Annotated in this window: 25 protein-coding genes and 4 pseudogenes; 19 read left to right on the top strand and 10 right to left on the bottom strand. The window is 60.8% G+C overall.

The features are described from left to right. Positions 1-9: 9 nt before the first annotated feature. Positions 10-486, top strand: a pseudogene (locus tag JQ572_RS35270) (NUDIX domain-containing protein); the annotation flags it as partial. Positions 487-619: 133 nt separating this feature from the next. On the opposite strand, the gene mdoH reads toward JQ572_RS35270, so the two are convergent. The 5 genes from mdoH to JQ572_RS35265 all read right to left on the bottom strand — a co-directional run bounded on the left by mdoH (position 620) and on the right by JQ572_RS35265 (position 6,494). Then, entirely contained in the window at positions 620-2,761 is a 2,142-nt protein-coding gene (gene mdoH / locus JQ572_RS34340; protein ID WP_028150859.1) for a glucans biosynthesis glucosyltransferase MdoH, read from the bottom strand. Further along, on the bottom strand, positions 2,749-4,260 hold the full coding sequence (locus JQ572_RS34335; RefSeq protein ID WP_211387267.1) for a glucan biosynthesis protein G: 1,512 nt from the start codon (positions 4,258-4,260) through the stop codon (positions 2,749-2,751). Before JQ572_RS34335 ends, mdoH begins: the two co-directional genes overlap by 13 nt. Before the next feature lie 591 nt (positions 4,261-4,851). After that, positions 4,852-5,325 (bottom strand): hypothetical protein, encoded by a 474-nt coding sequence (locus JQ572_RS34330; protein WP_211387266.1) that lies wholly within the window; start codon positions 5,323-5,325, stop codon positions 4,852-4,854. 322 nt (positions 5,326-5,647) lie between these two features. Next, positions 5,648-5,959 (bottom strand): hypothetical protein, encoded by a 312-nt coding sequence (locus tag JQ572_RS34325; protein WP_028150856.1) that lies wholly within the window; start codon positions 5,957-5,959, stop codon positions 5,648-5,650. A 25-nt stretch (positions 5,960-5,984) separates the two neighbouring features. Then, positions 5,985-6,494: a DUF1236 domain-containing protein gene (locus tag JQ572_RS35265; RefSeq protein WP_349643124.1), complete on the bottom strand. Its 510-nt coding sequence runs from the start codon at positions 6,492-6,494 to the stop codon at positions 5,985-5,987. Between the two features lie 1,352 nt (positions 6,495-7,846). On the opposite strand from JQ572_RS35265, the pseudogene JQ572_RS35480 reads away from it, so the two are divergent. Continuing rightward, a pseudogene (locus tag JQ572_RS35480) lies at positions 7,847-7,960 on the top strand (HWE histidine kinase domain-containing protein); the annotation flags it as partial. Positions 7,961-8,209: 249 nt separating this feature from the next. On the opposite strand, the gene JQ572_RS34310 reads toward JQ572_RS35480, so the two are convergent. Next, positions 8,210-8,572 (bottom strand): nuclear transport factor 2 family protein, encoded by a 363-nt coding sequence (locus JQ572_RS34310; protein ID WP_211387265.1) that lies wholly within the window; start codon positions 8,570-8,572, stop codon positions 8,210-8,212. Positions 8,573-8,912: 340 nt separating this feature from the next. On the opposite strand from JQ572_RS34310, the gene JQ572_RS34305 reads away from it, so the two are divergent. Further along, positions 8,913-9,533 carry a response regulator transcription factor gene (locus JQ572_RS34305; RefSeq protein WP_028150852.1) on the top strand — a complete coding sequence of 207 codons (621 nt, stop codon included), beginning with the start codon at positions 8,913-8,915 and terminating at the stop codon, positions 9,531-9,533. A gap of 12 nt (positions 9,534-9,545) precedes the next feature. Here JQ572_RS34305 and JQ572_RS34300 read toward each other — a convergent pair whose 3' ends face one another. After that, complete coding sequence (locus JQ572_RS34300) at positions 9,546-9,812, bottom strand: hypothetical protein (protein ID WP_211387264.1); 267 nt, start codon at positions 9,810-9,812, stop codon at positions 9,546-9,548. Between the two features lie 144 nt (positions 9,813-9,956). Between JQ572_RS34300 and JQ572_RS34295 the strand changes: the two genes are divergently transcribed. The 5 genes and pseudogenes from JQ572_RS34295 to JQ572_RS34275 all read left to right on the top strand — a co-directional run bounded on the left by JQ572_RS34295 (position 9,957) and on the right by JQ572_RS34275 (position 14,042). Further along, the gene (locus JQ572_RS34295; RefSeq protein ID WP_211387263.1) at positions 9,957-10,190 is read left to right on the top strand and encodes a hypothetical protein; all 234 of its coding nucleotides are present in this window, start codon (positions 9,957-9,959) and stop codon (positions 10,188-10,190) included. A gap of 48 nt (positions 10,191-10,238) precedes the next feature. Then, complete coding sequence (locus JQ572_RS34290) at positions 10,239-10,385, top strand: hypothetical protein (protein WP_211387262.1); 147 nt, start codon at positions 10,239-10,241, stop codon at positions 10,383-10,385. A 297-nt stretch (positions 10,386-10,682) separates the two neighbouring features. Continuing rightward, a pseudogene (locus tag JQ572_RS34285) lies at positions 10,683-11,306 on the top strand (caspase family protein); the annotation flags it as partial. A gap of 1,062 nt (positions 11,307-12,368) precedes the next feature. Beyond that, a complete protein-coding gene (locus JQ572_RS34280) occupies positions 12,369-13,574 on the top strand; it encodes a sensor histidine kinase (RefSeq protein ID WP_211387261.1) in 1,206 nt (401 codons plus the stop codon). Positions 13,575-13,658: 84 nt separating this feature from the next. Next, complete coding sequence (locus JQ572_RS34275; protein WP_249129718.1) at positions 13,659-14,042, top strand: response regulator; 384 nt, start codon at positions 13,659-13,661, stop codon at positions 14,040-14,042. Positions 14,043-14,107: 65 nt separating this feature from the next. Here JQ572_RS34275 and JQ572_RS34270 read toward each other — a convergent pair whose 3' ends face one another. Then, positions 14,108-14,800, bottom strand: a complete 693-nt coding sequence (locus JQ572_RS34270) for a Crp/Fnr family transcriptional regulator (protein ID WP_211387259.1) — start codon at positions 14,798-14,800, stop codon at positions 14,108-14,110. 208 nt (positions 14,801-15,008) lie between these two features. On the opposite strand from JQ572_RS34270, the gene JQ572_RS34265 reads away from it, so the two are divergent. From JQ572_RS34265 to JQ572_RS34220, 10 genes and pseudogenes are all read left to right on the top strand, one after another. Beyond that, on the top strand, positions 15,009-15,326 hold the full coding sequence (locus JQ572_RS34265) for a hypothetical protein (protein WP_211387258.1): 318 nt from the start codon (positions 15,009-15,011) through the stop codon (positions 15,324-15,326). Between the two features lie 423 nt (positions 15,327-15,749). Continuing rightward, the gene (locus tag JQ572_RS34260; protein ID WP_211387257.1) at positions 15,750-15,992 is read left to right on the top strand and encodes a hypothetical protein; all 243 of its coding nucleotides are present in this window, start codon (positions 15,750-15,752) and stop codon (positions 15,990-15,992) included. Positions 15,993-17,001: 1,009 nt separating this feature from the next. Further along, positions 17,002-17,961, top strand: coding sequence for a DUF3618 domain-containing protein (locus JQ572_RS34255; protein ID WP_211387256.1), 960 nt, complete (start codon positions 17,002-17,004; stop codon positions 17,959-17,961). 12 nt (positions 17,962-17,973) lie between these two features. Then, positions 17,974-18,654 (top strand): hypothetical protein, encoded by a 681-nt coding sequence (locus JQ572_RS34250; RefSeq protein WP_211387255.1) that lies wholly within the window; start codon positions 17,974-17,976, stop codon positions 18,652-18,654. Beyond that, positions 18,651-19,067 (top strand): phage holin family protein, encoded by a 417-nt coding sequence (locus JQ572_RS34245; RefSeq protein WP_211387254.1) that lies wholly within the window; start codon positions 18,651-18,653, stop codon positions 19,065-19,067. Before JQ572_RS34250 ends, JQ572_RS34245 begins: the two co-directional genes overlap by 4 nt. Continuing rightward, the gene (locus JQ572_RS34240; protein ID WP_211387253.1) at positions 19,064-19,798 is read left to right on the top strand and encodes a hypothetical protein; all 735 of its coding nucleotides are present in this window, start codon (positions 19,064-19,066) and stop codon (positions 19,796-19,798) included. Before JQ572_RS34245 ends, JQ572_RS34240 begins: the two co-directional genes overlap by 4 nt. Positions 19,799-19,967: 169 nt before the next feature. Next, positions 19,968-20,423 (top strand): YidB family protein, encoded by a 456-nt coding sequence (locus JQ572_RS34235; protein WP_211387252.1) that lies wholly within the window; start codon positions 19,968-19,970, stop codon positions 20,421-20,423. A 17-nt stretch (positions 20,424-20,440) separates the two neighbouring features. Then, positions 20,441-20,704 carry a GlsB/YeaQ/YmgE family stress response membrane protein gene (locus tag JQ572_RS34230; RefSeq protein WP_211387251.1) on the top strand — a complete coding sequence of 88 codons (264 nt, stop codon included), beginning with the start codon at positions 20,441-20,443 and terminating at the stop codon, positions 20,702-20,704. 108 nt (positions 20,705-20,812) lie between these two features. Further along, positions 20,813-21,240, top strand: a pseudogene (locus JQ572_RS34225) (divalent metal cation transporter); the annotation flags it as partial. A 49-nt stretch (positions 21,241-21,289) separates the two neighbouring features. Then, positions 21,290-22,690 (top strand): TAXI family TRAP transporter solute-binding subunit, encoded by a 1,401-nt coding sequence (locus JQ572_RS34220; protein WP_211387250.1) that lies wholly within the window; start codon positions 21,290-21,292, stop codon positions 22,688-22,690. Positions 22,691-22,918: 228 nt separating this feature from the next. Here JQ572_RS34220 and JQ572_RS34215 read toward each other — a convergent pair whose 3' ends face one another. Beyond that, positions 22,919-23,110: a CsbD family protein gene (locus JQ572_RS34215; RefSeq protein ID WP_057197846.1), complete on the bottom strand. Its 192-nt coding sequence runs from the start codon at positions 23,108-23,110 to the stop codon at positions 22,919-22,921. A 162-nt stretch (positions 23,111-23,272) separates the two neighbouring features. On the opposite strand from JQ572_RS34215, the gene JQ572_RS35255 reads away from it, so the two are divergent. Continuing rightward, complete coding sequence (locus tag JQ572_RS35255; protein ID WP_249129713.1) at positions 23,273-23,689, top strand: hypothetical protein; 417 nt, start codon at positions 23,273-23,275, stop codon at positions 23,687-23,689. A 598-nt stretch (positions 23,690-24,287) separates the two neighbouring features. Here JQ572_RS35255 and JQ572_RS34205 read toward each other — a convergent pair. After that, positions 24,288-24,680, bottom strand: coding sequence for a response regulator transcription factor (locus JQ572_RS34205; RefSeq protein WP_211387249.1), 393 nt, complete (start codon positions 24,678-24,680; stop codon positions 24,288-24,290). Positions 24,681-25,033: the final 353 nt, after the last annotated feature.

Below are 25,033 nucleotides of genomic sequence, written 5' to 3'. Positions count from 1 at the left end.
CTTCATTTGGTGGAAGAGAAAGCGTGGGCGTGTCCAGCGAACTCCCGCAAGAGCCAATGTGAGCGCGGTATATTGGGCTATCGCCGTGGACCGCGCGGCTTCGAGGTGCTGCTGGTTCACCCTGGCGGTCATTCTGGCGCAACATGGACGAGGGCGCTTGGTCGATACCGAAAGGAGAGATCGACGGTTCGGCCGAAGAGAGGGCCCATCGCGAATTTGCCGAAGAGCTCGGCCCCGCAACCACGATCGGCTCGCTAGAAGGTCTGGGAGGGGCCCAGCAGCGCGGGGCAAGCGCGTAATCGCCTTTTACGGTGAGGTAGACTTCGATGCGACAACGCTATCGAGCAACACCTCGAGATCGAGTGGCCGCTCAGGAGCGGCCGGCGCCAGTCCTTTCCGGAGATGGACCGCGCTGAATGGCCCGATCTGGAAACTGCGAGGTCGAGGATTCTGTCCGGCCAGGCTGAACTCATTGATAGGCTCGCCGCAGCGTCATGGCGCTCTACTAACTATAGTGTCCGTTGCAGTCCGTTCGACTGGCGACGCCGAGGGCTTCAAGACCATCGCGATCATCCTGGCGCACGCGGCGCGGGTTGGGCCAAGCGCGGCGGCGCTCATCCTAATCTCGGCCACCGGCAGGAAGCTCAAGGATTCTTCTCAACAGCGTCGGATTCTCAAGGACCGCGCGCATTTCCAGCTTGTCGAACCAAGCGAGGACATCGTCCAAACTTTCACATCGCGCGACCTTGGCGGTTGCGGTTGCAAGGGGCACGTCGACGGGCCCAAACCGGCGAGAGCTTGCAGGTGATTGCGAGCCCAAATGCTCGGCCAGCAATTCCGGATCCCGGCTAAGCTGGCGTAGAGCCCCGGCCATTTCGGTGGGCTCAGCTGCGGCGAGCTCGTTCGCGCGGAGCACAACGGCAGGCGGCTCGTTGATCTCCGGCGTGGCAAATACTCCTGGCGCGCTCAATTGCAATGAAGTCATAATGCCCAAAGGGATCGAAAGCAGGAGCCCCAGCACGACCGGCGACATCCAGAGAAGCAGAGGCAAAGAGACGGAATAAGCGCAGACCGATAGGACGAGACCGCAGAGTGTCGGCCCGGCGAGCTTTCGATAGACTTCGCCGCGGGCGAGCTGTCCATCGCCTCGGCGCTGCACTTGCCAACCTGCGTCTCGGCCAGCGAGAATTTCCATGACGGCCTTGGTCTGGAGGATCATCATGCAGGGAGCAAGCAATGCCGCCACAAACGCCTCGCAAACGACCCCCGCCAGAACACGACCGCTTCCTGCAAATCCGGTGCGCTCGTCACGATTGCTGATCAGCACCAGATAAGCCAGCAGCTTCGGCAGGATCAGAAGTCCCATTGTCGCGGCAAAGACCCAGGCCGCAAGCACCGGGTCCTGTTGCGGCCAGGTGGGAAACAAACTGAAGCCCTTCGGAAAGTATTCCGGCCGGATGAAGTGCGCCTGCAGTGAAATGAGCAGACCGACCAACAGGAACAGAAGCCAAAGCGGCGCCGTCACGTAGGATCCGATGCCGGTGAGCAGATGTAGCCTCGAGACCCAGTGCAGCCCGCGCGCGGGCAGGACCGCGAGATGCTGGAGGTTACCCTGGCACCAGCGACGGTCTCTCCCCGCAAAGTCCAGCAGCGACGGTGGAACCTCTTCGAAGCTGCCGCGAACGGCTGGGACCATATAGATCGCCCAGCCGGCGCGGCGCATCAACGCGGCCTCGACGAAATCATGGCTGAGGATGTGTCCGCCGAAAGGTTTGCGACCGCGCAGCTCGGGCAGTCCGGCCTCCGCAGCGAAGGCCTTGAGCCGGATGATGGCGTTGTGGCCCCAATAGTTGCCGTCGCCATCGTGCCACCAGGCATTGCCCGCCGTGATGAGGGGGCCATACACACGCCCAGCAAATTGCTGCAGCCTGCTGAACAGGGTACGCGCGTTGACGATGACGGGCTGCGTCTGGATCAGCGCGCAAGAGGGGGTGCGTTCCATTGCGTGCACGAGGCGAACGATCGTATCACCCTCCATCAGGCTGTCCGCATCGAGGACGATCATGTGATCATAGGCCGCGCCAAACCTGGTGACCCAGTCGGCGATGTTGCCGGACTTCCGCGCGGTATTGTCGGAGCGGTGTCGGTAGTACAGCTGATCTCCACCGCAGGCGCGGCGTAGCTCGATGAAGGCCATCTCTTCGCTGATCCAGATGTCCGGGTCGGTCGTATCGCTCAGCAAGAACCAGTCGAATTGTTCGCCATATCCGGTCGCGTCGATGGATTCGTACATCGCGCGCAGCCGCGCCATGACATGATGCGGATCCTCGTTATAGGTCGGCAACAGCATCGCGGTGCGCGAGGTGACGTGAGGCAGCGGGCCTGTCGTGTCGATCGGCAGATTGGGCTGCCGGCGCGTCAGCAGCACGAAAAATCCGGCGAGGGCGGACATGAACGAGAATGCGACCCAGGCGAGCAGCACGAGGAACAGACCAAGCAGCAGCGCCTCGAGAAATGTCACACCGCCGACTTTCACCACGTCGTACATGCCGTAGCCGCCCGCAAGCGTCAGCAAGGCCGTCCCGACGAAGATGAAGAGACGGCGAACGATCAAAGTGGCCCCGCGATGGACCGACGATTGCCTGACTTCAGCCGCGCGGCCCAGCCGACACGGCAGCATCGAGAGCTGGCTTTCTTGCGGCAAGAACGGGCGGGTGGGGGCGCTTCGCAGCGGCGCCTGCGACTGCTTCAGGGCGTCCATCGATAGATCCATACTTCCGAGACCGGCGCATCATTCTGCGCCAGGAAGGCACGTAGCTCGATGGACGCCTGCCCCTTGACCGAACATTGGAAGCTCAGACGCCATCCGCCGGTCACGGGATTTGGTTGCGTGACGATGTTGCTGATGTCGGCTTTTTCAGCGGTCACCACCCCTTTGATGGCTTTGGGATCAACGCCTTTGAGGTGGTCGCCCATCAGTTCCAGGACGAACAGCTTGCTGTCGTCTCCCCGGCTGCCGATTCCCGTTCTGGTAAATCGTGCGAGCGCGTCGGCTTTCGGCGCGTCCGTGCCCCAGTGCAATCGATAGGTAAAGATGTGTTCGCTCTTTGCCGTCAGGGGCTGCTTCGGCTGCCAGAGTGCGGCGATATTGTCGTGGACTTCCTCCTTGGTCGGAATCTCGAACAGCTTGACCGCCCCTTCGCCCCAATCGCCGATCGGTTCGAACCAGAGGCTCGGGCGCGTTTCGAAACTGGATTCCAGATCCTGATAAGCGAGATAATTCCTTTCCCGCTGCATGAGGCCGAAGCCGCCCGGATTGACGTCGGCAAAACTGCTGACCTGCAGATCGTGCGGATTGTTGAGCGGTCGCCAGAGTTGTTCACCTCTGCCGTTGAAGATCGAAAGTCCATCCGAATCGTGGACGGCGGGGCGGAAATCGTCGAAATCCTTTCGATCGTTCGGACCGAAGAAGAACATGCTGGTCATCGGCGCGAGCCCGGCGTGCTCGAGGTCGACCCGCGGATAGAGCGCCATCTCGACGTCGAAAACCGTGGTTTGGCCAGGCCGAATGGTGAAACGGTAGCTTGCGGCCGCGCTCTTGCTGTCGAGCAGCGCGTGGACCACCATCGAGGAGGCATTCGGCGCCGGCTTCTCCAGCCAGAAAGCCTTGAACACCGGGAACTCTTCGCCTTTGCTTTCGCCGGTATCGATCGCGAGCCCCCGCGCCGACAGACCATAGGTCTGTCCTTTCGCAACGGCCCGGAAGTAGCTTGCGCCGAGGAATACGCAAAGTTCGTCGTAATAATCCGGTTTGTTGATCGGGGCGTGCACGCGGAAGCCGGCGAATCCAAGGTCCTTATCCGGCCATTGTCCGAGGCCCTCGCCGAAGGAAAAGTCATCGCGCCGGTACGAAACCGGTGTGACGCTCCTGTCCACCACCTGAAAGATGTCGACCCTGTTCTTGTAAAAGAAGCCGCGGTGGAAAAATTGAACTTCGAATGGCAGCTTATCTGCGCGCCACAGCGCCTTTTCGGGAGCGAAGCGAATAGACCGGTATTGGTCGTAGTCGAGATTTTTCAGTGCATCCGGCAGCTTCTCGTCCGGAGCCGCGAATGGCTTGGTCGCAAGCGCACGAGCAAGCTCGCGCACATAGGACGGGCTGAACGTGGGGGCGGTTCCGGACTGAGCGTCCGCTGCCCGCGGCAGTACAGCTGCAGCTGAAACAGCTACTGATCCACGAAGAAGTTGTCGGCGATTCACGTTTGCTCCTCCGGTTTCGAAGCGAGGGAGCAACTGCCGCTGTTCCCTGGAGTTCCGTGCGGAAGACCACGATTTGGCCGGCAGAATGGCTGAAATGGGCCAGCCACGGGGCCACGGGGAATGCTGCGCAATTGCCGTCCTTATCAGCCGAAGAGCGCGCGCAGCCCCGACACGACAGCTGCGGAGGCCGCAAACGACACAGCAAGCAACGTCCAACCCGAACGTGCGGTCTCGTTGGCTATCTGACGCACAAGCGTGTGTATCCGCCTCAGCATTCCTCGCCTGCAGGTCGCACGAAATAGGCTATGCCAACGCCCCGTCAAATCCTCGGCCCGGGCATCGAAACATCGTTCGACGCCAACTCGGATTGATCACGAAAGTTTCTACTTTTCCCGATTGACCGAAACGCCTGACGGCGACAGCTGCGACGTTTTGAAGACGCATCCAAAAATGTCTTCGGCGAGCCATTGGCCGGTCTAGGTTCGCCGCCCCGCCCCGGCTGAGCGCGATCCTGATGCAGTTTGCGGTCGTCCCGGTTCGACTTCGGGATGCGGGGCCGGGCATGCCTGCATGATCGAGCTTTGCTTCGGACTACCATCCGCCGAATAATTCGTGACGATCCATCGCCACCCTTGGTTCAGCCGGCTTTCGGAACGCACGATGCAGACGGGAAGCGCGGCGCTCGGCGACGCGACCCATTGGGGTCGTCGCAGGTTTCACGGCCTGACTATCTCGCGGCATCATCGCGAGTGCGTGCCGCGGATCTTCACGCTGCTCGACCTCGGCCGGACCGGAAGCCGTCGCCACGAGCGCGCTCGCCGTGTCGAAGACGATCTTTTCAGGGAGGTTTCGCGCTGAGCGGATCCGGATGATGCTTCGGTCTACGTCGATCGCGGACGAGCGCCCGGCGGGCGCGGGCAGATATCGGTCGGCTGCCAAGAGCAGACCGAAAAGCACGCTGCCGACGAAAACGAAATATCTGACGACCGGCATGACCCCCCGCTGATCGAGCCCGACTTCGAACTCCACGTCACAACGGGAAATTTCGGCAATCGTTCCTTCCATGCGGTGCCCTCACGGGCAAAGTCCGTTTGACAATCCAGGAAACAGCGGCAATTTTCGCTCAGACCAGTAGCGATGCCGATGCTCGCCGAAGCAGCGCCGCGACAGCCCGTGCGCGGGAAGCCTATACGATGATCAACCCGGCGGCGAAGGATGACGATGTGCGCCACGCGGCACTAACGCGGTCCGGCTAAGAGCGATCGGCCGGGACGGCCGGAGCGCTGAGGCTTTGGCGGTGGAAGATGTGAAGTTACTAAGCGCCTCGATGTAGGATAAAACGAGAGGAGCCGCCCGAGCGGCAGCCCCTCCGTCGAGGTCTCGTTTATTACCAGCCGCGGGTGCCGAAGCTGAAGCCGATGCTCGGCCCGCTGGAGTAGCCGTAGCCGCGGTCGTAGTAGCCCGGTCCACCGTAGTAGCCGTAGCTGCGGCGCGCGACGTAGGCGTCGTCGTCGTAGTAGCGCTGGACGTAGCGGGGACCGCGCGTCCGGAAGCAACGGCCGTATTCGTCGCAGACCAGGCGAACCTGTTCTACGTTTGCCTTCTCCACGGTGGCCAGCCCGCCGGGGTTGAGCGGCGCGGCCGAAGCAGCAGTCGCGAGCGATGCCACGGCGGCGGCTGCGAGCAGAATGGTCTTCATCGTTCTCTCCTCCTATCGGTTGTCGTTAGTCGATTTCTTCGATCACGCGCCGCTCCTGCGGCTCGACGATGTAGGTGCGATTGTCGCGGTGGATGTAGCGGTACTCCCGCAGCGTCGGGGCATCGCGATAGACGTCCTCCGGGAAGGCTTCGATCTCGACGCTGTCGGGCACGCGTTCGCCTCCGCGGATCTCAGTCCGCACCGTGCTTCCCGTCGTCGTCGTCCGCCGTTCGGCCGGCGCCGCCCGCACGTGCTTGCGTACGGTCTCACGATCGCGGTCGCTGAAGGTCACCTTGCGCTGCTCGCGTGGTGCCGGCGCGGCCGCCGTCGATCGTCCCGAGTAGGGCATGGTGGCGACGATCTGATAGCTCGAGGGATCGACGATCACGATCTCGTCGCGGACCAGGACGAAGTTGTAGCCCCTGTACTGCGGAACGATTTCGATGACGTCGGCGGGAAGTGGCTGAAGGCGCACGTCGCGCGGAATGGCCGTACCCACCGACACCGAGAAATTGACGTTGGTGAGAGGCTGCACGTTCAGGTGCGAGACGGATTCGCTGACGCGGGTCCGCTGCGTGTCGTTGAGTTGGATCGAAACATTGGTCCGATCCGACCCGGTTCGCCCGGCCGCATTCTGCTGGGTGTCCTGCCGCTGCGCGGAGGGGTTCGACGAATTGCCCGGGGCCGGCGTCTGTTGGGCCTGGTTTGTGCCTGTGGACGGCGCCGGATTGGTCGACTGACTGGCTGGCCGTAGCCGGCTGCTGAGCGCCCGTCGACGTGTTGGTGCTGACGCCGTTCGTGCCCGTCGAGTTCTGATTGGTGCGGCTGCTGTCGGTGGCGGTGTTTTGCTGCGCCTGAGTAGTCGTCGACGCGGACGGGATCTGGGTCGAGACGGACGGAGGCGAGGCCTGCGACTGCGTCGACGTCGTGGTCGAGGGATTGGATGTCGGTGGTGTCGACGTGGATTTTTCGGTCTGCTGCGCCGAGGGGCTCGCGCTCGGGACGTCCTTCGAATTGTTCTGCGCGAAAGCTGCGGTCGAAATCAGAATGGCTGCGGTCGTGGTCATCAACTGGCGTTTGATCATGGTGTGTCTCCAACAAAAAAAAAGCGCACACCAACCGCACGTCCGGACAATCGTTCCTGAGATCGGGAAAAAGTGGCATTTATCAGGAGGGAACCCTTGGAGCTGTCGGCCGGGGTTGCTGGCGACGTCCCTACTGAGGCGGGATCTCGCCATTCCGGCTCGCTTCCTGCTGCTGAGAAGCCTTGCGATGATGTCGCCTCTCCCGCCCCTCCGCGCGGCGCTCCACTCGCAGTTTCCGGCGCTCCTCGCGCAACTCCCGCCTTGTCTTCGGACGTTCCTCCGTCTGCGCTTCCGATTGAGCCTGCGGCGCAAGCTGCGTCTGCTGCGCCTTCTCCTGAGAGAGGTCGACCGCGAGGACCGGCGTTGGAGCGACGGGCTCGGATGTTGCGGGAAGAGCGACGCGCACTGCGGGCGTGGGCGCGGTCGCCTGATGTTCGATGCGGGCCGGTCTTACCTGCTTCGATGCCGAACTTGCGAACAGCGCGCCGCCTCCGAAACCAACGGCGATGATGGCGATGGCCGTTGCCGCGCCGGCAAGAAAGAATCGCAGCTTGGCTGACATGGGCCCCTCCAGGTTTCGTCCAAGCGAACGCGCAAAGTCGAACAAGGTTGCGGCCCGGATCGGCTGGAAACGGGGCGAGATTGATCGGCTTATTGCGCCGAAGACGTTCGCTTCGCGGCCGCTGCGCGGCGCAACCTCGATGTGTAGCACTGCTTTGACGGTTGCTGACCTCGGGACGTTCTCGACGTGATTTGCCGACACGACTTCACTGTAGGTCGCAAGGGGGGCGGGTAGACCGCGGTGGTCGCCAGCGGCGACGAGCTCGCGAGACGGTCCGCGACCGAGCAGCGACTGTCTCTTCTTGTCCGGGAACTCGAGCATCGGATCAAGAACAGCCTCGCTACCGTTCAGGCGCTGGCGCAAGACCCGCACGGAAGCCGAAGCCGGGATGAAGACCATCAAGGTCTGCTCCTCCAACTAACCACAGCAATTGAAGGAGACGAACATGCCCGTCCTCATTCTGTGGGCCGTGCCGGCCGTCCTTTTCGTCGGCGGCGGCATCTACCTCATCGGTCACATGCACTGATCGCAGCCGTGACGGTGGAGAGGCTCGCCGAAATCGGCGACCTCTCCTCCGTAGCCTGCGTCCTAGACGTCCGGCAGCTACGCAGCCCTGGAGCCAAGGCCGCCAAGGGGCATGCAGCGCGTCCTGCTGATCCGTCCGACATCGTCGAACCAGAATTTTGTCCGCACGCTGGTGCCGTCGTAATTCCCGTAGTCCAGGATGACGCAATCACCCTCGGGAAGCACCTCGTGGAGCTCGAAGGCCGAGGGCGTCGCGGCCTGCAGCTTGCCGGGCCAATAGCGAAGCAGGCCGCTTCGGCCAACGAAACGTCCGCCGTCGCAGCAATCGAGCGTCGCCCGATCGGCGTAGAGTTCCAAAAGATCCGCCAGGCGTCGCTGGCGGCATGCATCAAGCCAATCGATTACGATCCCGATGGAATCGAACTCACCCGAACCAGACATGTTCCACCTCGCGCACTTGTCCCCGGTGGCGCGGTTTGCTTAGGCCGTGCGCGTTGAACGCTGCATGAACCGCCGGTTCTGCTCCCGTTTAGGATCTTTCGATCTGCTGGCTCGAGACGGAAGATAGCAACGCTCGTACGTGCGTCCGTTATCGCGCGAAAGCTCGACTCCGCCACGACGGTCGCTCTCTCCCGGAAGGAAGAAATTCGGAGCTTGCAAGACGGTGTCGCTTCGATCTGGCGCCGTCCTTTTATCGGTCGATTTCGAACCATGTACGCCCACGCGACGTTCCTGTCGTACAAATCGAGGAAACTCAGGTGAAGAGTAAGGAAAGTCGATCATGCGGGTGCTGATCGTCGACGACCATCCTGTGATCGTATCGGGGTGCCGCGCCCTGTTCGCATCCGACCCCTCCGTCGAGATCGACGAGGCCTCGGATGCGAAGGCGGGCCATCGCGCTTACCTTCACAAGCACCCCGACGTGACCGTTGTGGACGTCAGGCTCCCCGACCTGACGGGTTTCGAACTGACGCGCCGGATCCGCAAGGACGACCCGGCCGCACGGATTGTTATGCTTAGCGTGAGCGACGATCCGGCCTTCGTGGCGCGCGCCGTCGAAATGGGCATCCAAGGATACGTGTCAAAGAGCGATGATCCCAGGATCCTGGCAAAGGCGATCCGGAAGGTCGCGGCGGGTGAGCGCTTCGTCTCGCCACGCCTCGCCGAAGCGACGACCTTCGCGGGCGCGGCGATCAAGGCCAGCCCCTTGACCCAGATGAGCGCACGCGAGCTCGAAATATTGCGGCTGTTGGGGCGGGGCGACCGGATATCGGAAGTCGCAGCCGAACTCGGGATCTCCTACAAGACGGTCGCAAACATCACCTCGGCGCTCAAGACCAAGCTGGGCGCCAAGAGCCACTCGGACCTCGTCCGGATTGCGGTCGAGATCGACCTGAGCTGACGAAGCCGCGACTCAACTCGTCCCTTCACGAAGCCGTCGGAACGACGAGGCGATCCATGCGCGCACAGCGAGGACCGTCGCCCAAAGCGTCGCGAACCACGGAATGGTCAGCAGCTTCGGCTTGACTATGACGAAGAGCCGTTCGACCAGAACGAGGCTGAGCAGATAGCACGCCGCGATCATGACCGTGCCCGCGATCCAGTGACCTTCGCCGGCAACCGCGACTGCGACCAGTTTCAATGGCTCTACCGTCTCGAACCGGAGACCTGGAGTGGTCATCTCATTCTGTAGGCGCCAATAAAGACCAGGCCAGTTCAAGTCCGGAGGTCGGGCCAGCGAAAGTGCGAAAAATCACAGAACGCTTAGCTCCTCAGCGGTAATCCTCGTCCCGACGCTGGATAACGTCTGACAGGGAGGACCAACATGACCGTCAAGTTCGCCACATTATTTGCGTCAATCGTGATCGCCAGCGGGGCCTTCTTTTCGAGCCCGTGCTTCGCCGACTGCGGCAGCTGCAGCTACACAGATGATGCGCCGCCACCGATCATCGGCGCGGCGCCTGTGACTGATTGCGGTAGCTGCAACTACTCCGATGAGGAGCGCTCGCTTCCCGTTCTTGGCCCTGCCCCCACCGCCGGCTGTAGCAGTTGCGACTGATCTGCCGCGGCCGACGACGACCGTTGGCCGTTCGCCCGGAGAGCCAACATGAGCAACATGTTCGTCACGTTAGCCGCGTCAATCGCGATCGCGACCAGCGCCTTTCTTGTCCCCCCGTCCTTCGCCGGCTGCGACAGCTGCAACTACACCGATGATACACCGCCGTCCATTTTTGAGAACGGCACCGGTCGCTGATTGTGGTAGCTGCGGTTACACGGACGAGGAGTGCTCGCTTCCGACCATCGGCCCTGCTCCGATAGCGAGTTGCGACAGCTGCGGCTGACCGGCGTTGAAAGGACTGAATTTCGGCGCGGCCTTGGTGTCCCAGAAGGCTTCTGCGCCGAGATAGATCGAATTGCACTAGCTTGGCGGGCTCCGCGGTTAAGGCGGGCAGGCTCCAGTATCCGCCTCCGGCCCTTGCGAATATCGCAGCCTTGGGTAGCCTTGAAGCCCGCGATCGAGGGTTGAGGAATGCCGCGCGCGTTTCACAAGATGATCCTGCCCTTCCTGCTGATGATGCTCTGTGTTGGAACGGAGCGCGCTGCGGCTGAGAAGCGCGTAGCGCTCGTCATCGGAAACTCAAAGTACGAAAGGACAGCCCCCCTGTCGAATCCGGCCAACGACGCTACCCTGATAGCCGAGACCTTCAAATCGGTCGGCTTCGATGACGTGGAGCTCCGTCGCGACCTCAAGGTGAACGACATGCGCCGTGCGTTGCGCGATTTCATCGACAAATCGCGCGATGCCGACGTGGCGGTAGTCTACTACGCCGGGCACGGCATCGAGGTCGATGGCGTGAACTATCTTGTGCCGGTCGACGCCGTGCTGGAGCGGGATGTCGACGTTTACGATGAGGCGCTCACGCTCGATCGGGTCTTGGTGTCCGTGGAGCCCGCCAAGCAGTTGAGATTGGTTATCCTCGATGCCTGTCGGGACAATCCGTTCGCTCGGTCCATGAAACGCACCATGGCCTCTCGGGCGATCGGGCGAGGGCTTGCCAAGGTCGAGCCATCGAGCCCGAACACGTTGATCGCCTTCGCTTCGAAAGCAGGCTCGACGGCGGCCGATGGCGACGGCAAGAACAGTCCTTTCACCGCCGCACTCGTCAGGTACATCACGAATGTCATTCGGCCTGCAATATTTGCAGGCCGATTGACAGCCCTCCGATCTGCCGGTAAAGCAGCCGACCACATTCGAGCTGGTGATCAATCTGAAGACTGCCAAAGCGCAGGTGATTGAATAAAGACGCCGTTTGCTGTGGTCCATGAGTCCGGTTATGGCCCATCGCTTCCGTTGGCGTGGTGCAGCTATGTGTCGCCTCGCAGGGGTAGACCGGACGTTTGCATCCGGGCGCCAAACCGACGTGAATGACCCGAAGCGGGCGTTAGGACGTCTGGCGACATGTTCTCAATTGCCATTGTTCTGCGCGGCGGGAGCGGCCTTATCGCATCATGGCTGCGATCACCGCGAGGCCAAGCACTACCATTGCCCATATCAAGGATTGATAAATCCAGAACCGATGGCGGGTCATTGACGCGCCCTCCGCGTTCTCAAAAAAGGCAATGTAAGAGGATTTTAACCGAACTGGGAACCCAATCTTTTGATGTGCATCAATCGCACCCGAGAATATTGGCAGTTACATGAACCATGAACAAAGAGCCACCCCCGGCGCCAAAGGACCCCAACGCCAACGAAGAGAAGGCGGCGGAGGACCTTAAGCGAGCTGTCAGCGACGACATCGATACGCAGCGTGCGTTTGTCGAAAATCTACGCCGGAAAATGAACTAAGCCGCCTCCGGCTAGCTACTTGTGTAAGGCGCCTTAGTTGGCGACCTCTTTCGTTTGCTGATGCATCCGACGTCGCCGCCTGTTGGCCCGTTCGAGACATGCAGGTCCGATCTGACGATGTCGCTTTATTCGGTCTGACCGGAAGTCCTCACATCGGGGGCAAGCCGACGCGATGACCCATAGCTGACTTCGACAGCAGACGCTTTGCCGTGCGAAAGTGAACGGCTCCAGAGCCTTGAGTGCCTTATCCGCTCACGCGGCACGGCGGAACGAAAAGACGCAGTCAGGGTTGTGAGTTTGGTTATTCAGTTAGGTCGGCGTCGCAAGCTCTTCGAAGTTTAGGATATGATCGGCCTTCCGTTGAAATGATTATCCAGAACGGGCGGCATAATGCCTAGCGAACCGGAGAAGACGGTCCTTCAGACCGCCTCGGATGCTCCTGTCAATCCTCAGGATGAACTTCCGTATCGTCGACGCCAACAGGCCCTGCTTCGTGAGTTCGGGACCGCAGCGCTACAGACCCGGGATTTCCGGCAAATTCTACAGAATGCCGCAGAACTTAGTGCGCGTGGGTTGGGCTGTTCATATGCCAAAGTCCTCGAATATCTCCCCGATGATCGCCGCCTGATCGTGCGTGCCGGCATTGGTTGGCCGGCTGGTACTGTCGACCGCGTGTCTCTCGGTGCGGATATCGAGTCTCCTGCCGGCTTTGCCTTTCAGACCGGGCAATCGGTCGTGTCCAATCACTTGCAAAATGAGACGCGATTTAGAACGCCCAAACTCCTTGCTGATCATGGCATCAAACGTGCGATCAACGTTCTCATCAGACGCGGAGGCGAGGGCAACACGCCTTTTGGCGTCCTAGAAGCCGACAGTCCGGACCCCGGACAGTTCGACGATGCCGATGCGGATTTCCTGGCAGGTTTCGCTGGCCTGCTCGGTATTGCGATCGAGCGTCAGCATGCGGACGCCAAGCTCGAAGAGGCCCGCGATCACGAGGCGTTGCTGACGCGGGAAATGAGCCATCGTGTCAAAAACAGCCTGACCTCGGTCGTTGGCTTGCTGCGCGTTCAGGCACGCGCTTCAGAGTCTTCGGACGTCAAGAACGCTTTGGAAAATGCGGCCATGCGCGTTTCATCGATAGCGGAGGTGCATGATCATTTATGGCGCGGCAGCAAGGTCGGATTTGTTGATCTCTCCGACTTCGTCGTTCATCTCTGCGAAAATCTGCAGCGCTCCGCACCCGAACACAAGCTTCAATATCATTCCGACCCCGTCGTCATTTCCGCCGACAAAGCCATTCCGTTGGGGTTGCTGGTCAATGAGCTGGTCACCAACGCTGTCAAGTATGCTTATGTCGATGGGCCTGGCGTAATCCGGGTCGATGCCCGGGAAATCGATGGATATCTGATCGTCGAGATCTCCGATGAAGGTATGGGGTTGCCCGAGGGATTTGACATCAATCAGCCGCGCAACAGCCTTGGCTTCCGAGTCATCAACGGTCTGGTCCGGCAGCTGATGGGCGAGTTGAGAATTTCAAAAAACATCCCAAGGGGAGCGCTTTTTACAATCAAGTTTTCCCTCGATCCGCCCTGAGGAACATAGGGCGCCGACGCCAAGCCTGGAACGCCAAGCAACTGCACCTAAGTTTTGTGAGCGTTCTCCCTGATGCAAACAATCATGAAAGCTATCCGGATTCTTGTTGTCGAGGATGAGACTTTCGTTCGCATGGATGCGGTCGAGATGCTTCGCGAAGCTGGATTCGACATCCTTGAGGCCGTCAACGCGGACGAGGCCATTCGGCTGCTGGCACTGCATTCCGATATCCGACTGATATTTACCGACATCGATATGGCGGGTTCAATCAACGGTTTGGAGTTGGCGACAATTGTCCAGAAACGTTGGCCGCCTATCAGGATCGTCTCGACATCCGGACATTACAAAATACAAGCCGGTGATCTTCCCGCAGGCGCCCGGTTTTTTTTCAAACCTTACCAGCCGACACAAATCATCGATGCGGTCCACGAGTTGATCAACGCGACGTGGGGCGAAGAATCGCACTAGACGCAATCATTCTTCCAGATGCGGAAGGAGTTGCAGCTAAACCAGGGAGGCAACGTCGGGAGGGTTTAGTTTTCCTTTTCGGCACGCTTCCTCAAGTGAGGACTGTCGTGCAATACCACGTTAAGCAGCGAATTATGGACCTCCAGTGATCCATTGTATTTAATGAATCCAAGTTTGCGGAACTTGTTCATGAACATGCTGACGCGCGACCTTGTGGTCCCGACCATCTCCGCGAGTGTCTCTTGGCTTATCTTCGCTATGACCGGCTCGGGCTTACTCTCCTTGCCGAAGTTGGCCATCAGGAGGAGCACCCTCGCCAAGCGCTTTTCACTGGAATTAAAAAGTTGGTCGACCAAGTCCTCTTCGACTCGGGCGTTCCTCGACAACAGGTGAGCCATAAACATCTCAGAGAACTTCGGCTCGTCGCGGAGCGCACGCACGATGGCTGCCTTTTCGAGCCGCATGATGACGCATTCCGTCACCGTCACGACCGTCGCCACCCGCAGCGGATGCCCATTTAGGCAACTCTCACCAAAGAAGTCCCCATTTCCGTGGAGCGCGACGACTGCCTCCTTGCCCTGCTCGGAGACGACGCAAACCTTGACCTTGCCCTTTTGAATGTAGAAGACGGCATCACCGGGGTCTCCCTGAGAAAAGACCTTCCGATTCTTCTGATAGTTCGAAACGGTCCGCCCCCCGGCCACGGAGTGGAGGAACACCTGGACGTCGAAGGGCCGCTTCTTCGTTGCTTTTGCCACACTTCCCGCCTTTCATCGTCAAACTAGCATACATTCTAGGTCAAACCGAACATCAGGAAAATCCGGAACGCATCGGTCGTGGGTAGTGGCACGTGTCCCCGCCGCCGAGTGAGCACTAAAGCTCAGACTTCCGCTCCAGAGGTGCGCAGACTCTCCCGTTAATGGAGATGCCGAACAGGAGGCGTCCCGCAAACAGAGGAGTTGAACTATGGGTGTCATCCTTCCGTTCGTATCAGCAGGCGCATTCGAACCTAATGATATTGAGGCGATGTCCCTGGCTTGCGAGGAAGTCTGCCATTATCTTCACATCAATGGCGACGCGCGGGCTCGCGAGACCATCGCTGTGAGAGTCATCGAGCTAGCCCAGCGCGGTGAACGTTGCCCGACGGTCTTGCGCGACCGGGTCCTTTCCGAAGCGAACGCCGGGCCCGGACGATGGCTGATGGGGGTCGGCGTCGTCTCAGGGATACCCGCTAATGATGACCTCAGCCTGTCCTCTTCTGGTCTTAGGCCGAAGAATACCTGAGCCCGAGATAATGTCTGCTCTCGCCGGCAAATCGGACGTCGAGCCGCATTTGCCTCGACCACCGCTTATGACCCGAAGGCGACGGAACTGTCCTAATCGATCGCGGTTTCATTAACTTTTCGAGGGCGATCAAAATTGACCATATGTCTGGTACCGCACATGACAGATTGGATTGATCACCGCGTGGCCATTGGTATCTATCGGTGATGAGAACGCCATAAGCGCTCTCGCCTCCTTCCTCCGGAAAGGAGCTAGCGCTATGCAGCTAAGACGCCGCATTAAGCAAATCACATCCCTTGAAGAACGCCTTACCGAACAAGCGCTGCGCCTGCGCGATGAAGCCAGATCGCTTCCACCAGGTATCGAGCGGGAGCGGGCGATCCGCAAAGCCCGGCAAGCCGAGACCGGCGCACACATCAGCGAATGGCTGAACTCGCCCGGGCTACAATCGCCAAAGTGAGCGTTGTAGTGGGAGGCAGTCTGTACTATCCCGATGCGATGTCAGAGCAGGATGTTGCTCGGTTCCGCGCTCAAGCCGACGAGTGCCGTCAACTGGCGGAGCGGGCGGTTAACCCGCTCGACAAAGAGGCGTGGTTGCGGCTGGCCGGCGAGTGGATCAAGCTCGCACAGAATGCCGAAGGTGGTCCCCGCAAAGAGAAAGAGTAAGGCTACATCAGGTGGCGGCCTCTTTCCATCCGCGTGTCAGATACCGCTTCTGGCCCTTCACGTCGGTTCGTCGGGCCCGCCATCACGTCCCACCTAGGGGCAGACCAGACCTCGCCCGAGCCGGCCCACCAGCACCTAATAGCCAAGAGGCGGGTGTAATTCATCCCATTGCGCGAGCGGTTTCCGCTGATCCGCCGCGCCGTATTCCATCTTCTCTGAAATCTTTCCAATGGGCGTCCGAACACCGGCCGCCGCCCTCGGTCAGCTCCCCTGACTGGCATACGTTTGACGCCTAGACCGGCAGTGAAGGTTTTCACCTTGATCTCGTGGTTTCCCGAACCAAGCCTCGCCTTGAAGCAGCGTCGTTCCGACGCCATCGTCGCCGGATTGCAACTTCTTCCCGGTTCGACTGTTGGGGCTCATACCCGGTGCCACGGACGCGCCGGCCCACAGGGAGGCACAATACATGAAATGGATTTGCGGGCTCAGCTATCTGACGTGCGCTGTTGCCATAGCTTTTACAACGTCCGTCTCGGCAATGCCTGTTGCGCCTCCGAATGCAATTGGTGGACTTGCCTCGACCGCGATCGAAGTCAAAGGCGGCCACGGTCATGGCGGCGGCCACAGATGGGGGCACCGCGGCGGCCGCGGCCATCATTACGGGTGGGGAAGGGGCCGTGGCCATCACTATGGCTGGAGCCGCCACCGTCATTGGTGAATCGCAACCAGGGCCGCTCGAAAGCGGTCCTTTTTATTCGTGGGCCAGACAGCGAAGGGTCTCTGGCCCTACGTTAGAATTCTTTCTGACCTTCCTCACGACCGCGTCTTCTCAGGCCGGCGTCTTCTCCGCGGATGACTGGCAAGCAGCTTTACCGCTGTCGCCGGGCACTCCCCTCCCGTTTGAGCAAACCGTTTTTGTCGCCTTGGGCGGCTGCCAAGCGATGCGAGGAACGATTCAAGAAAGCGTGAGTTCGATCTCAGATGCAAGAAATATGAACAGGGTAACGCGATGACACGATCCGTGGAGGAATTGAGACGCGAGTCCGAGCGTAGCCGTGCGGAGCTGGCGGCGACCGTCGGTCGGTTGAAGGAGCAGATATCGGACACGGCTGACGACATTCGCCACAAAGTCTCGCCGCAGCACATCAAATCCGAGGTCACCGAATACGTCAGCCACAAGACCCAGAGTTGGCTCGACGGGCTCAAGCAACAGATCATGGATAATCCGATGCGCGCGGTGGCCGCGGGCGCCGCGGTGGGTGTCCCGCTGCTCCGCATGGTGCGAGGCACGCCGCTGCCGCTCCTCATGATCGGGGCCGGGCTGGCCCTGACCTCGAAGACAGTGCGGGATCGCGCGGCCGACATTACCGGTCCGGTAATGGACAAAGCCGAGCATATGCTTGCGGACGTGGCGGAGGGCGCCCGCGTCCTTCAGGGAGACGCCAGGGAGACGCTATCCTCCGCTCAAAGCCGAGCCGCCGGGCTGGCCGGTGAGGCGCAGGGCAAGGCCGCCGGTCTCGCCTCTGATCTGCGGGCGAACGCGGCGCAGGCTGCGAGCTTCGCAAGTGAAAAGCTCAAGAGCGGCATGGACGCAGCCAAGGATGCTGCTGCGAACGCGCCTGACCAGGCCCGACAGACCATCGGCGACAATGCCGCCCTGATTGGGGGCTTGGGCATCGCGATCGGCGCCATCATTGCTGCCGCTCTCCCTGAGACCAAGGCTGAAGCCAAGGTGATGGGCCGGGCAAGTGACGGAGTGAAGCAGGCTGCGGCCGCTGCGGCGCAATCCGGATTGGAGGCGGCGAAAGACGCGACCACATCCGCAGCCGACGCTGCGACGCAAAAGGTCGCCGAAGCCGATCTCGGCAGCGATGCCAGCCGTATGACGCAGAACATGGCGGACACATTGAAGGAGGCAGCCGAAGACGTGGTCAAAGCTGCCTTTAGCCCCTCTCGAACCAACACTTGAAGGAAAACCAACATGAGCGATTTGGACCCACACAACGTCACCCATTTCGGAAAGAACCAGGACAAGGGCGCCGCGAAGGACTTGAAAGAACAGCTTGGCGAGGCCGGAGCGGAGATGAAGCAGCGCGCCGGCGATGCTTTCCAGGCATCGGCCGGTCTTGCACGGGATAAGTTCGGCGAGGCCGCGGATGCAGCGAAGGGCGTCGCGGACGGAGCCGTTGACCAGATCCAGAGCCAGGCCCGCGAGCAGCAGCGGTCCGGCGCCGAATTCATCGAGCGCCTGGCGGGCAACATACGCGAAGCCGGCCGCGCGTTTGAGGCAGACGTGCCGTTCGCGGCCCGGGGGATCGATTCCGCCGCCGACTATGTCGAGGACGCTGCGCAAAAGATCCGGGAAGGAAGCTTCAGAGATCTCGTCGAGGGTGCGACCGATTTTGCCAAACGTCAGCCCGCCGCCTTTCTCGGGATATCGGTGCTGGCAGGGTTCGCCGCCGTCCGCTTCCTCAAGGCATCGGGCGCGCCCTCGTCATCCTCTCAGCAGCGCGACACGACGGAGAGATCGTCGTCGTCGCAACGCGGTCAGAGGCCGGGCGGTTCGTTCTCGGCGGGACAACAAACCTGGGCTCAGGACTCCATGCAGCGCAGTTCTGATACGAAACAAACCTCGTCGGCACAGGGCAGCACGATACCATGAGCATCGAGCGCGATATCAAAACCAGCCAGAGCGAATTCAGGGCTATCTCGACACTGCTCGGCGATGCCATGTCGCAGTTCGGCAAGCTCTTCCAGAATGAAATGGACCTGGCAAAGGCGGAGCTTGGCGACAAGCTTCAGAAGATCGGCGGGGCGTTAGGCCTAATCGTAGGTGGCGCTGTTCTGGTGATCCCCGCGATCGTCATGGCGCTGTTCGCCTTGTCCGCAGCATTGATCTCGGCCGGATGGTCGCCGCCGGTCTCCTATCTGACCTCGGCAGTCATCGCAGCGGCCATCGCCGCCGTGCTGGTTGCGATCGGCATCAACCGGCTTGATGCGCGTCAGCTGGCCCCTCGCGAAACGATTGGCCAGCTCGAAAAGGATAAGGATACCGTGAAGGGAATGGTGCGATGAGCAGCACGAAGACTAGCTTTATGGACAGTTTGGTGGCCGCCGCGCGAGAAAACCCGCTCGCCGCCGCGCTGATCGGGGGCGGAGCGCTCTGGTTGCTCGCTGGCGACCAGAGGCTGAAGAGTGCGGCGCGATCGGCGACGGAGGCCGTTGCATCGGCCGCCGACGCTGGGACGAATAGTCTTAGGTCGGCGGCAACCACCGTCAAGCAGACCGTCGCGCCTCCGACCGCACCTGAGATGGACCACCCCGGATCAATGGACGCCGGAGACACGTTTCGGGGCGCGACCACTGCCGCTTCCGATGCAATGTCGGGAGCTGCCGACAACGTGCGCGACCGCTTCGACGAGGGCGTCGCCTTCGCACAGGAGCAATTCAGCAAGCTCCGCAGTTCGTTTCTGGACAGACAAACCATCGACAGCGCGAAATCGTCGCTTGCGGATATGCTTGACCGGCAACCCCTCGTGCTCGGCGTCGTGGGTGTCGCGATCGGTGCGGCGGTCGCAGGCGCGTTTCGCGCGTCCGATATCGAGAACAAGTACATCGGCGACGTCAGCGACGACGTGAAGGCGGATCTGAATCGACGCGCCGGTGCGGTCTCGCAGGCCCTGCGGGAGGCGTCGGACACCGTCGTCGCAGAGATCAGCGACACAGGCGCCGAAGTCGTAGACCGGCTTAAACAAGCCGGGATGGACGCGACAGCAGCTGCTCGTGCCGAGATGAAGTCTCCTTGACGATGAGTAAAAGTGAGCCCGCCTTGAGGCAGGCCACGTGCCTTCCATCATATCGGAGCGGCGGTCGCGACAAGTCGGAACTTCGGTGCGTAGCACTTGTTGAGCAATGCGCTTCTAAAGTTCGATACTTTTTGCCTGTCCACATCTGTCCGCTGAATAGGAGCCGACCATGAGCCGCGGAATGCCATCAATGACCGCCCTGCTGGGCTTGCTCGCGATCGCGGGCTACCAAAATCGGGACAAGCTCGCCGGTATGTTCCGCAACGCGACTTCGGAGCAACAGGGAGCTCGGAGCGCAGACCCGCTCAGCGGGATGATTGGGAATATCGGAGGGCTGTTGGGAGGGGGCGGCGTGGTTTCTCTTCTGAACGGCGGATTGGGCGAGCTGCTGGAGCACTTCAAGCAGAATGGTCAGGGAGAAACCGCGCAATCGTGGATCAATCAGGGTCCGAACCGGGAAGTGAGCCCGCCAGAACTCAAGCAGGCCATCGGGCCAGACGTGCTTCAAAAGCTTGAGCAGCAAACTGGCCTCTCGCAACAGGAAATTCTTGAACGACTGTCCCGGGAGCTGCCGAACGCCGTGGACAAGTACACGCCTGAGGGCCGCATCCCGGCCGCGGCATAGCGAGCCTTGGAGAGAAGATGGGTATTCTCTGGACGATTATTATAGGCTTCGTCGCGGGCGTCATCGCGAAACTCATCATGCCAGGCGACAACGAGCCGTCAGGATTCATCTTGACGACAATCTTGGGAATCGTAGGCGCATTCGTGGCGACCTATCTCGGGCAAGCCCTGGGCTGGTACCGGCCAGGGGAGGGAGCCGGTCTGGTGGGCGCGGTCGTCGGCGCCATCATCGTGCTGTTCGTCTACGGCCTCGTGGCCGGACGAAGCCGCCGGGTGGTCTAGCGGACTGCTGCAGCCAGGCTGGAATTCGCACTCCAGCTGCGGCGAATCGCAGGGACGGCGGCTGCCGCCCTTCCAGGTGATGGTGGGCGCCGATCACGATGATCGCGGAGGCCCGTCGCGGGGGCAATGGCCGAGTTGATCTTTGCGCTCGGCATCATCGGAACGGGCCTGCTTGCGATCCCGGTGCTGGCCGGATCGACAGCCTACGCTATCGGAGAAGGTCGCAAGTGGCCGGTCGGCCTGTCAAGAAAGCCGAAGGAGGCCGTCGCGTTCTATGGTGTACTCGCGCTTTCGGTCGCCCTCGGCGTCGGGCTCAACTTCACAGCGCTCGACCCGATCAAGGCGCTATATTGGAGCGCGGTTATCAACGGTATACTGGCCGCTCCGATCATGACCGTGATGATGCCGCTGGTACGGCGGAAGTCGGTCTGGGGGATCGGGTGATTTCGGGGCCGGTCTATTGGCTAGGCTGGACCGGGACCGTCGCGATGTTCCTGTGCATAGTCGGCATGGCTTGCTCGATGATGTGGTCGTAATCGCACGGAGACGTCCGCATAGCGCTACCCTGTCACAAAGGTCTGCCAAATGTCGCCGTCTGCCCCGCTCGGTGGTCCTGCCGATCGACGCCAACGTAGGCTCCTGATCTTGTTGGCTGCGGGATTTGTCGCCTTCGGAGGTGCAGCGGCCGGCCTATTCTACATCCTGCAGCCCGAGACCCTTCGGATGGCCGTCGGCCCCGCAGGGAGCGAAGACCATCAGGTTGTGCAGGTGATGGCCGAGGCCTTCGAGGAGGAAAGCAGGACCGTCAGGCTTGCCACCCTCACCACCCCAGGAGCGGCCGAATCCCTGGCCCTCATGGGCACCGGCAAAACCGACTTGGCGGTCGGACGCAGCGACCTTGAGATGCCGGCTGACGGGCAGACGCTCGCCGTCCTGCGCAAGAACTACGTCGTGATATGGTCGCCTTCCGGAAGAGCAGGCAAAGACTCCAAAAAGAAGCCCGTCGCGAAGATCGGTGAGATCGCCGATCTTGCGGGACACAAGGTCGGTATCATCGGAAAGACCGGCGCCAACCTCGCGCTCCTGCGGACGATTCTTGAGGGATCGGGCGTGCCTCCCGATAAGGTCGCCACGGCTCAGTTCGGGACCGAAGAGATCGAAAAGCTGGCGCAGGACACCACTCTGGATGCGTACCTCGCCGTCGGTCCCCTAGACAGCAAAATCACGGCTGCTGCCATCGCCGCAACGTCCCGATCGCGCGGAGCGCCGAAGTTTCTCCCGGTCGAAGCATCCGAGGCGATAGCCCTGCGGCATCCCCGCTACGAAGCGGAGGAGATCCCCGGCAGCGTCTTCAGCGCCAACCCGGCCTGGCCCGAGGACAAGATCGACACTATCAGCGTCAACCATCTCATACTGGCCAGGAAAGAACTATCGGAAGCCAAAGCGGCCGCCTTCTACCGGCAGCTTTTCGCCGTACGCGATACGATCACGCAACGCGTCGCCGGCGCCGGTCACATCACAAAGCCGGATACGGAAAAGGAGGCGGAGCCCTCGGTGCACAGGGGCGCTGCGGCGGTCATCAACGGGACCGAGCGGACCTTCCTGGACAAGTACAGCGACTACTTCTGGTTCGCTCTGCTTCTGCTATCCGGCATCGGCTCGGGCGCCGCCTGGCTCCGTCGCTACCTGAACCGGGACGAACGGGACGACAACACCAGCTACCGCAACCGCATTCTCGCGGTTGTCACAGAGGTCCGCGATGCCCGATCCGAGCAGGATCTACTGGCTTCGCAGCGGGAGGTCGACGCGATTATCGCGCAAACTCTCAAGTGTTACGACGACGGCGCCATCGAACAGGAGGACATGGCCGCATTCGGCCTCGTCCTTGAGCTGTTCGATCATGCGGTTGCGGAAAGGCGGGCGGCACTGCAGAGCGGCCCCATGGAGGCAAGGGCCGCGGGACCAACCATAGGGTCTCGCCGTTAGCGGACTCCTTCAGGCCAAACTGCATCGCTTCTACAAATCGCCGAGAGCACCGACCATCAATCACGATCGATTAGATCTCACAGGAAGAGAGATGCGGCTTCCTCGATTGTATTCCTGACATCGACCTTGACGCGGCAGACCGCAAGGTTCGCATCGGGAGTTCGCCGAACCTCGAATTGAAATAAAGAAAGAGCCGCCCCGACGCGGCTAGTTCAGACCTTCTTCTACTTATTTCTTGAGGGCGTCAGCGGCGTCCCGCGCGGCGTCCTTCACGTCTCCCGCAGCGTTGTGGGCGGACCCCTTAGCCTTGTCCATCTTGCCTTCGGCTTGCAGGTCCTTGTCTCCTGTAAGCTTGCCAGCCCCCTCCTTGATCGCGCCTTTTGCCTTGTCGGCGGCGCCTTTCACATGTTCACGGTCCATTATCTTTCCCTTTTTGTTCGGAGAACGATCACAACGAAACCGACGCGTAGTCGTTCCTGCGAGACGCGAACCGCTCTTGGGCTGCAAGACTTGGCTGTAGCGGCGGACAAAGGATGAAGATTGCGGTCTTCCTGCCAGTTTTCTGCGGGAGAAGTGTCAACGATGCAGTCGCAAGTTTTCATTAGTTTGGCGGAAATGTTCTGGGATGCGCACGTTGATGAAGCGGCGGGGCCTAGATGGAGAACAGCCATGCGATACTTGTCTGTGGCATTGCTTTTCGCACTTCCAGTCATACCGATAGCTGCTGACGCCCAGCAAACGGAGCCAAAGTCCCAATCCGGTGTTGCTCAAAGCGTGCAGACTGAAGCGGATAAAGGCATAAAAACCCGCAATTCCGGCGAATCTGGCTACGTCGGCAACCAGGACCGGCCTGGCGCTGCTTCCCACGCCCCGGGCGAGACAACCAACACGGTCGGGACGACAACCGGTAGCAGTGCGACAGGCAATCAATCTAACATCAATAGCTCGCAGGCCGATTACGACGCTTCGTTGAAGGATGGCTCTGCGCCGAAGAAATAACGGGTCGACGAACGTCTTAAAATGCGCCCGCCTCGACATCTGGAAGATCACCGCCAAAGAGCGGGGCCCTTGCCGCGAGCCGCCTGGTCCAGTTAGCCCAGTCGCGGCCCGCCGGCGGCCGCAACGCGGGTTCTGTCCGCGCGATCGCCAACCCATCGCAGCCGGGCCGAGCCCGCGCGGGTTTGCGAGCGATGTCCGAAATATGGGGGGCGCTGCAGCGGGCCGAACCTCGAAAAGCCGTGTGACGGTCGATATGACCTCCCCGGCCTGCGATCGCCGAAATCGCGAGTGTCGAGACAGCCAAGGCGCGCCGCGCCTCTAGGTGAGGCGAGAATCACCGTCAGAGAAGCATCGATTGGGTGATCCGACCTCCGCCTTGCGATTGTAAGCGATCCCTACCGTTTCTCAAAAACTCTGTAACGTTCGCCCGTACTATTTTCAGGTCAGTTGCCGTTGCGACCGCGTCGATCTAGGCCGTGTACCCATAAACCCGGCGGCGTGATGCGACTAAAGCAATGTCTGCTTTGCCCCTATAGCGACCGACTTCGGGCGGCAGCGCAATATGTCGCTATGGGCCAACAGGCGACTGAGGCGGCACTTACTCGGCTGGTGGGATCGCGTTGAGAAGCTGAGAAATGGCAGTGACAAGCTGCGCGGGCGCGAACGGCTTCGCCAACATGATGCTGTTAGGTACGCCCTTTGATGCCCAATCGTCTGCTTCGATGCCGCTCATGTAAACGACGGGAAAGTGGGGGGCGATCTCTCTGGCGTGTCGCGCGACCTCCCACCCGTCGATCTCACCGGGCTTCAGATTGATGTCCGTGACGAGCGCCCGGTATTTGCCCTCGGCCACATCAAGTAGCTCAATGGCCTTTTCGCCGGACGGAGTTGCTACAGTCTCGAACCCGCCCTCGCTCAGGCAGTCTTCGACAAGGTTCTGAACAAGCTGGTCGTCTTCAACGACCAGGATAAAAAGCTGTTGGTTTTCCACTCGGGGACCTCAGTGCGCCGCAATAGGAGCGCAAGGGTACACGCGGGGAACAGACTATCGTTCCGGGGAAAGTGAGCAATATTGCTCACAATGAAACTGGGGCCACTAGGGGTTAAAACACCCATCTTGAGAGAACAGACGGGAAAGTGGAACAAAGCCCGGACGCGACTGCCTCTCTGGGCCTCGCAGTTTCCCATGGTCTGCTTGAGGCCCCCTATTCGGCAGCCTATTCGGAACAATGCTGTCTGGAAGCACTTGGCGCACTAGAGGTTGCCGATGCCCCGCTACTTTTTTGATGTTGAGGATGGCCACAGGCTTTTTGATTCATCGGGCTTTGTTTGCGACGACGATAT

Source organism: Bradyrhizobium sp. SZCCT0153 (assembly GCF_018129995.1).
Classification (GTDB): domain Bacteria; phylum Pseudomonadota; class Alphaproteobacteria; order Rhizobiales; family Xanthobacteraceae; genus Bradyrhizobium; species Bradyrhizobium japonicum_G.
Note: the sequence above shows the minus strand (reverse complement) of the source record. Positions and strands in the feature narration are given on the sequence as shown.

Bases quoted from the DNA above. Each gene is read 5' to 3' on its own strand.
- mdoH (WP_028150859.1), bottom strand. From the start codon at position 2,761: ATGGACGCCCTGAAGCAGTCGCAGGCGCCGCTGCGAAGCGCCCCCACC.
- JQ572_RS34330 (WP_211387266.1), bottom strand. From the start codon at position 5,325: ATGGAAGGAACGATTGCCGAAATTTCCCGTTGTGACGTGGAGTTCGAA.
- JQ572_RS34325 (WP_028150856.1), bottom strand. From the start codon at position 5,959: ATGAAGACCATTCTGCTCGCAGCCGCCGCCGTGGCATCGCTCGCGACT.
- JQ572_RS34310 (WP_211387265.1), bottom strand. From the start codon at position 8,572: ATGTCTGGTTCGGGTGAGTTCGATTCCATCGGGATCGTAATCGATTGG.
- JQ572_RS34305 (WP_028150852.1), top strand. From the start codon at position 8,913: ATGCGGGTGCTGATCGTCGACGACCATCCTGTGATCGTATCGGGGTGC.
- JQ572_RS34300 (WP_211387264.1), bottom strand. From the start codon at position 9,812: ATGACCACTCCAGGTCTCCGGTTCGAGACGGTAGAGCCATTGAAACTG.
- JQ572_RS34295 (WP_211387263.1), top strand. From the start codon at position 9,957: ATGACCGTCAAGTTCGCCACATTATTTGCGTCAATCGTGATCGCCAGC.
- JQ572_RS34290 (WP_211387262.1), top strand. From the start codon at position 10,239: ATGAGCAACATGTTCGTCACGTTAGCCGCGTCAATCGCGATCGCGACC.
- JQ572_RS34280 (WP_211387261.1), top strand. From the start codon at position 12,369: ATGCCTAGCGAACCGGAGAAGACGGTCCTTCAGACCGCCTCGGATGCT.
- JQ572_RS34275 (WP_249129718.1), top strand. From the start codon at position 13,659: ATGAAAGCTATCCGGATTCTTGTTGTCGAGGATGAGACTTTCGTTCGC.
- JQ572_RS34265 (WP_211387258.1), top strand. From the start codon at position 15,009: ATGGGTGTCATCCTTCCGTTCGTATCAGCAGGCGCATTCGAACCTAAT.
- JQ572_RS34260 (WP_211387257.1), top strand. From the start codon at position 15,750: ATGGCTGAACTCGCCCGGGCTACAATCGCCAAAGTGAGCGTTGTAGTG.
- JQ572_RS34255 (WP_211387256.1), top strand. From the start codon at position 17,002: ATGACACGATCCGTGGAGGAATTGAGACGCGAGTCCGAGCGTAGCCGT.
- JQ572_RS34250 (WP_211387255.1), top strand. From the start codon at position 17,974: ATGAGCGATTTGGACCCACACAACGTCACCCATTTCGGAAAGAACCAG.
- JQ572_RS34245 (WP_211387254.1), top strand. From the start codon at position 18,651: ATGAGCATCGAGCGCGATATCAAAACCAGCCAGAGCGAATTCAGGGCT.
- JQ572_RS34240 (WP_211387253.1), top strand. From the start codon at position 19,064: ATGAGCAGCACGAAGACTAGCTTTATGGACAGTTTGGTGGCCGCCGCG.
- JQ572_RS34235 (WP_211387252.1), top strand. From the start codon at position 19,968: ATGAGCCGCGGAATGCCATCAATGACCGCCCTGCTGGGCTTGCTCGCG.
- JQ572_RS34230 (WP_211387251.1), top strand. From the start codon at position 20,441: ATGGGTATTCTCTGGACGATTATTATAGGCTTCGTCGCGGGCGTCATC.
- JQ572_RS34220 (WP_211387250.1), top strand. From the start codon at position 21,290: ATGTCGCCGTCTGCCCCGCTCGGTGGTCCTGCCGATCGACGCCAACGT.
- JQ572_RS34215 (WP_057197846.1), bottom strand. From the start codon at position 23,110: ATGGACCGTGAACATGTGAAAGGCGCCGCCGACAAGGCAAAAGGCGCG.
- JQ572_RS35255 (WP_249129713.1), top strand. From the start codon at position 23,273: ATGCAGTCGCAAGTTTTCATTAGTTTGGCGGAAATGTTCTGGGATGCG.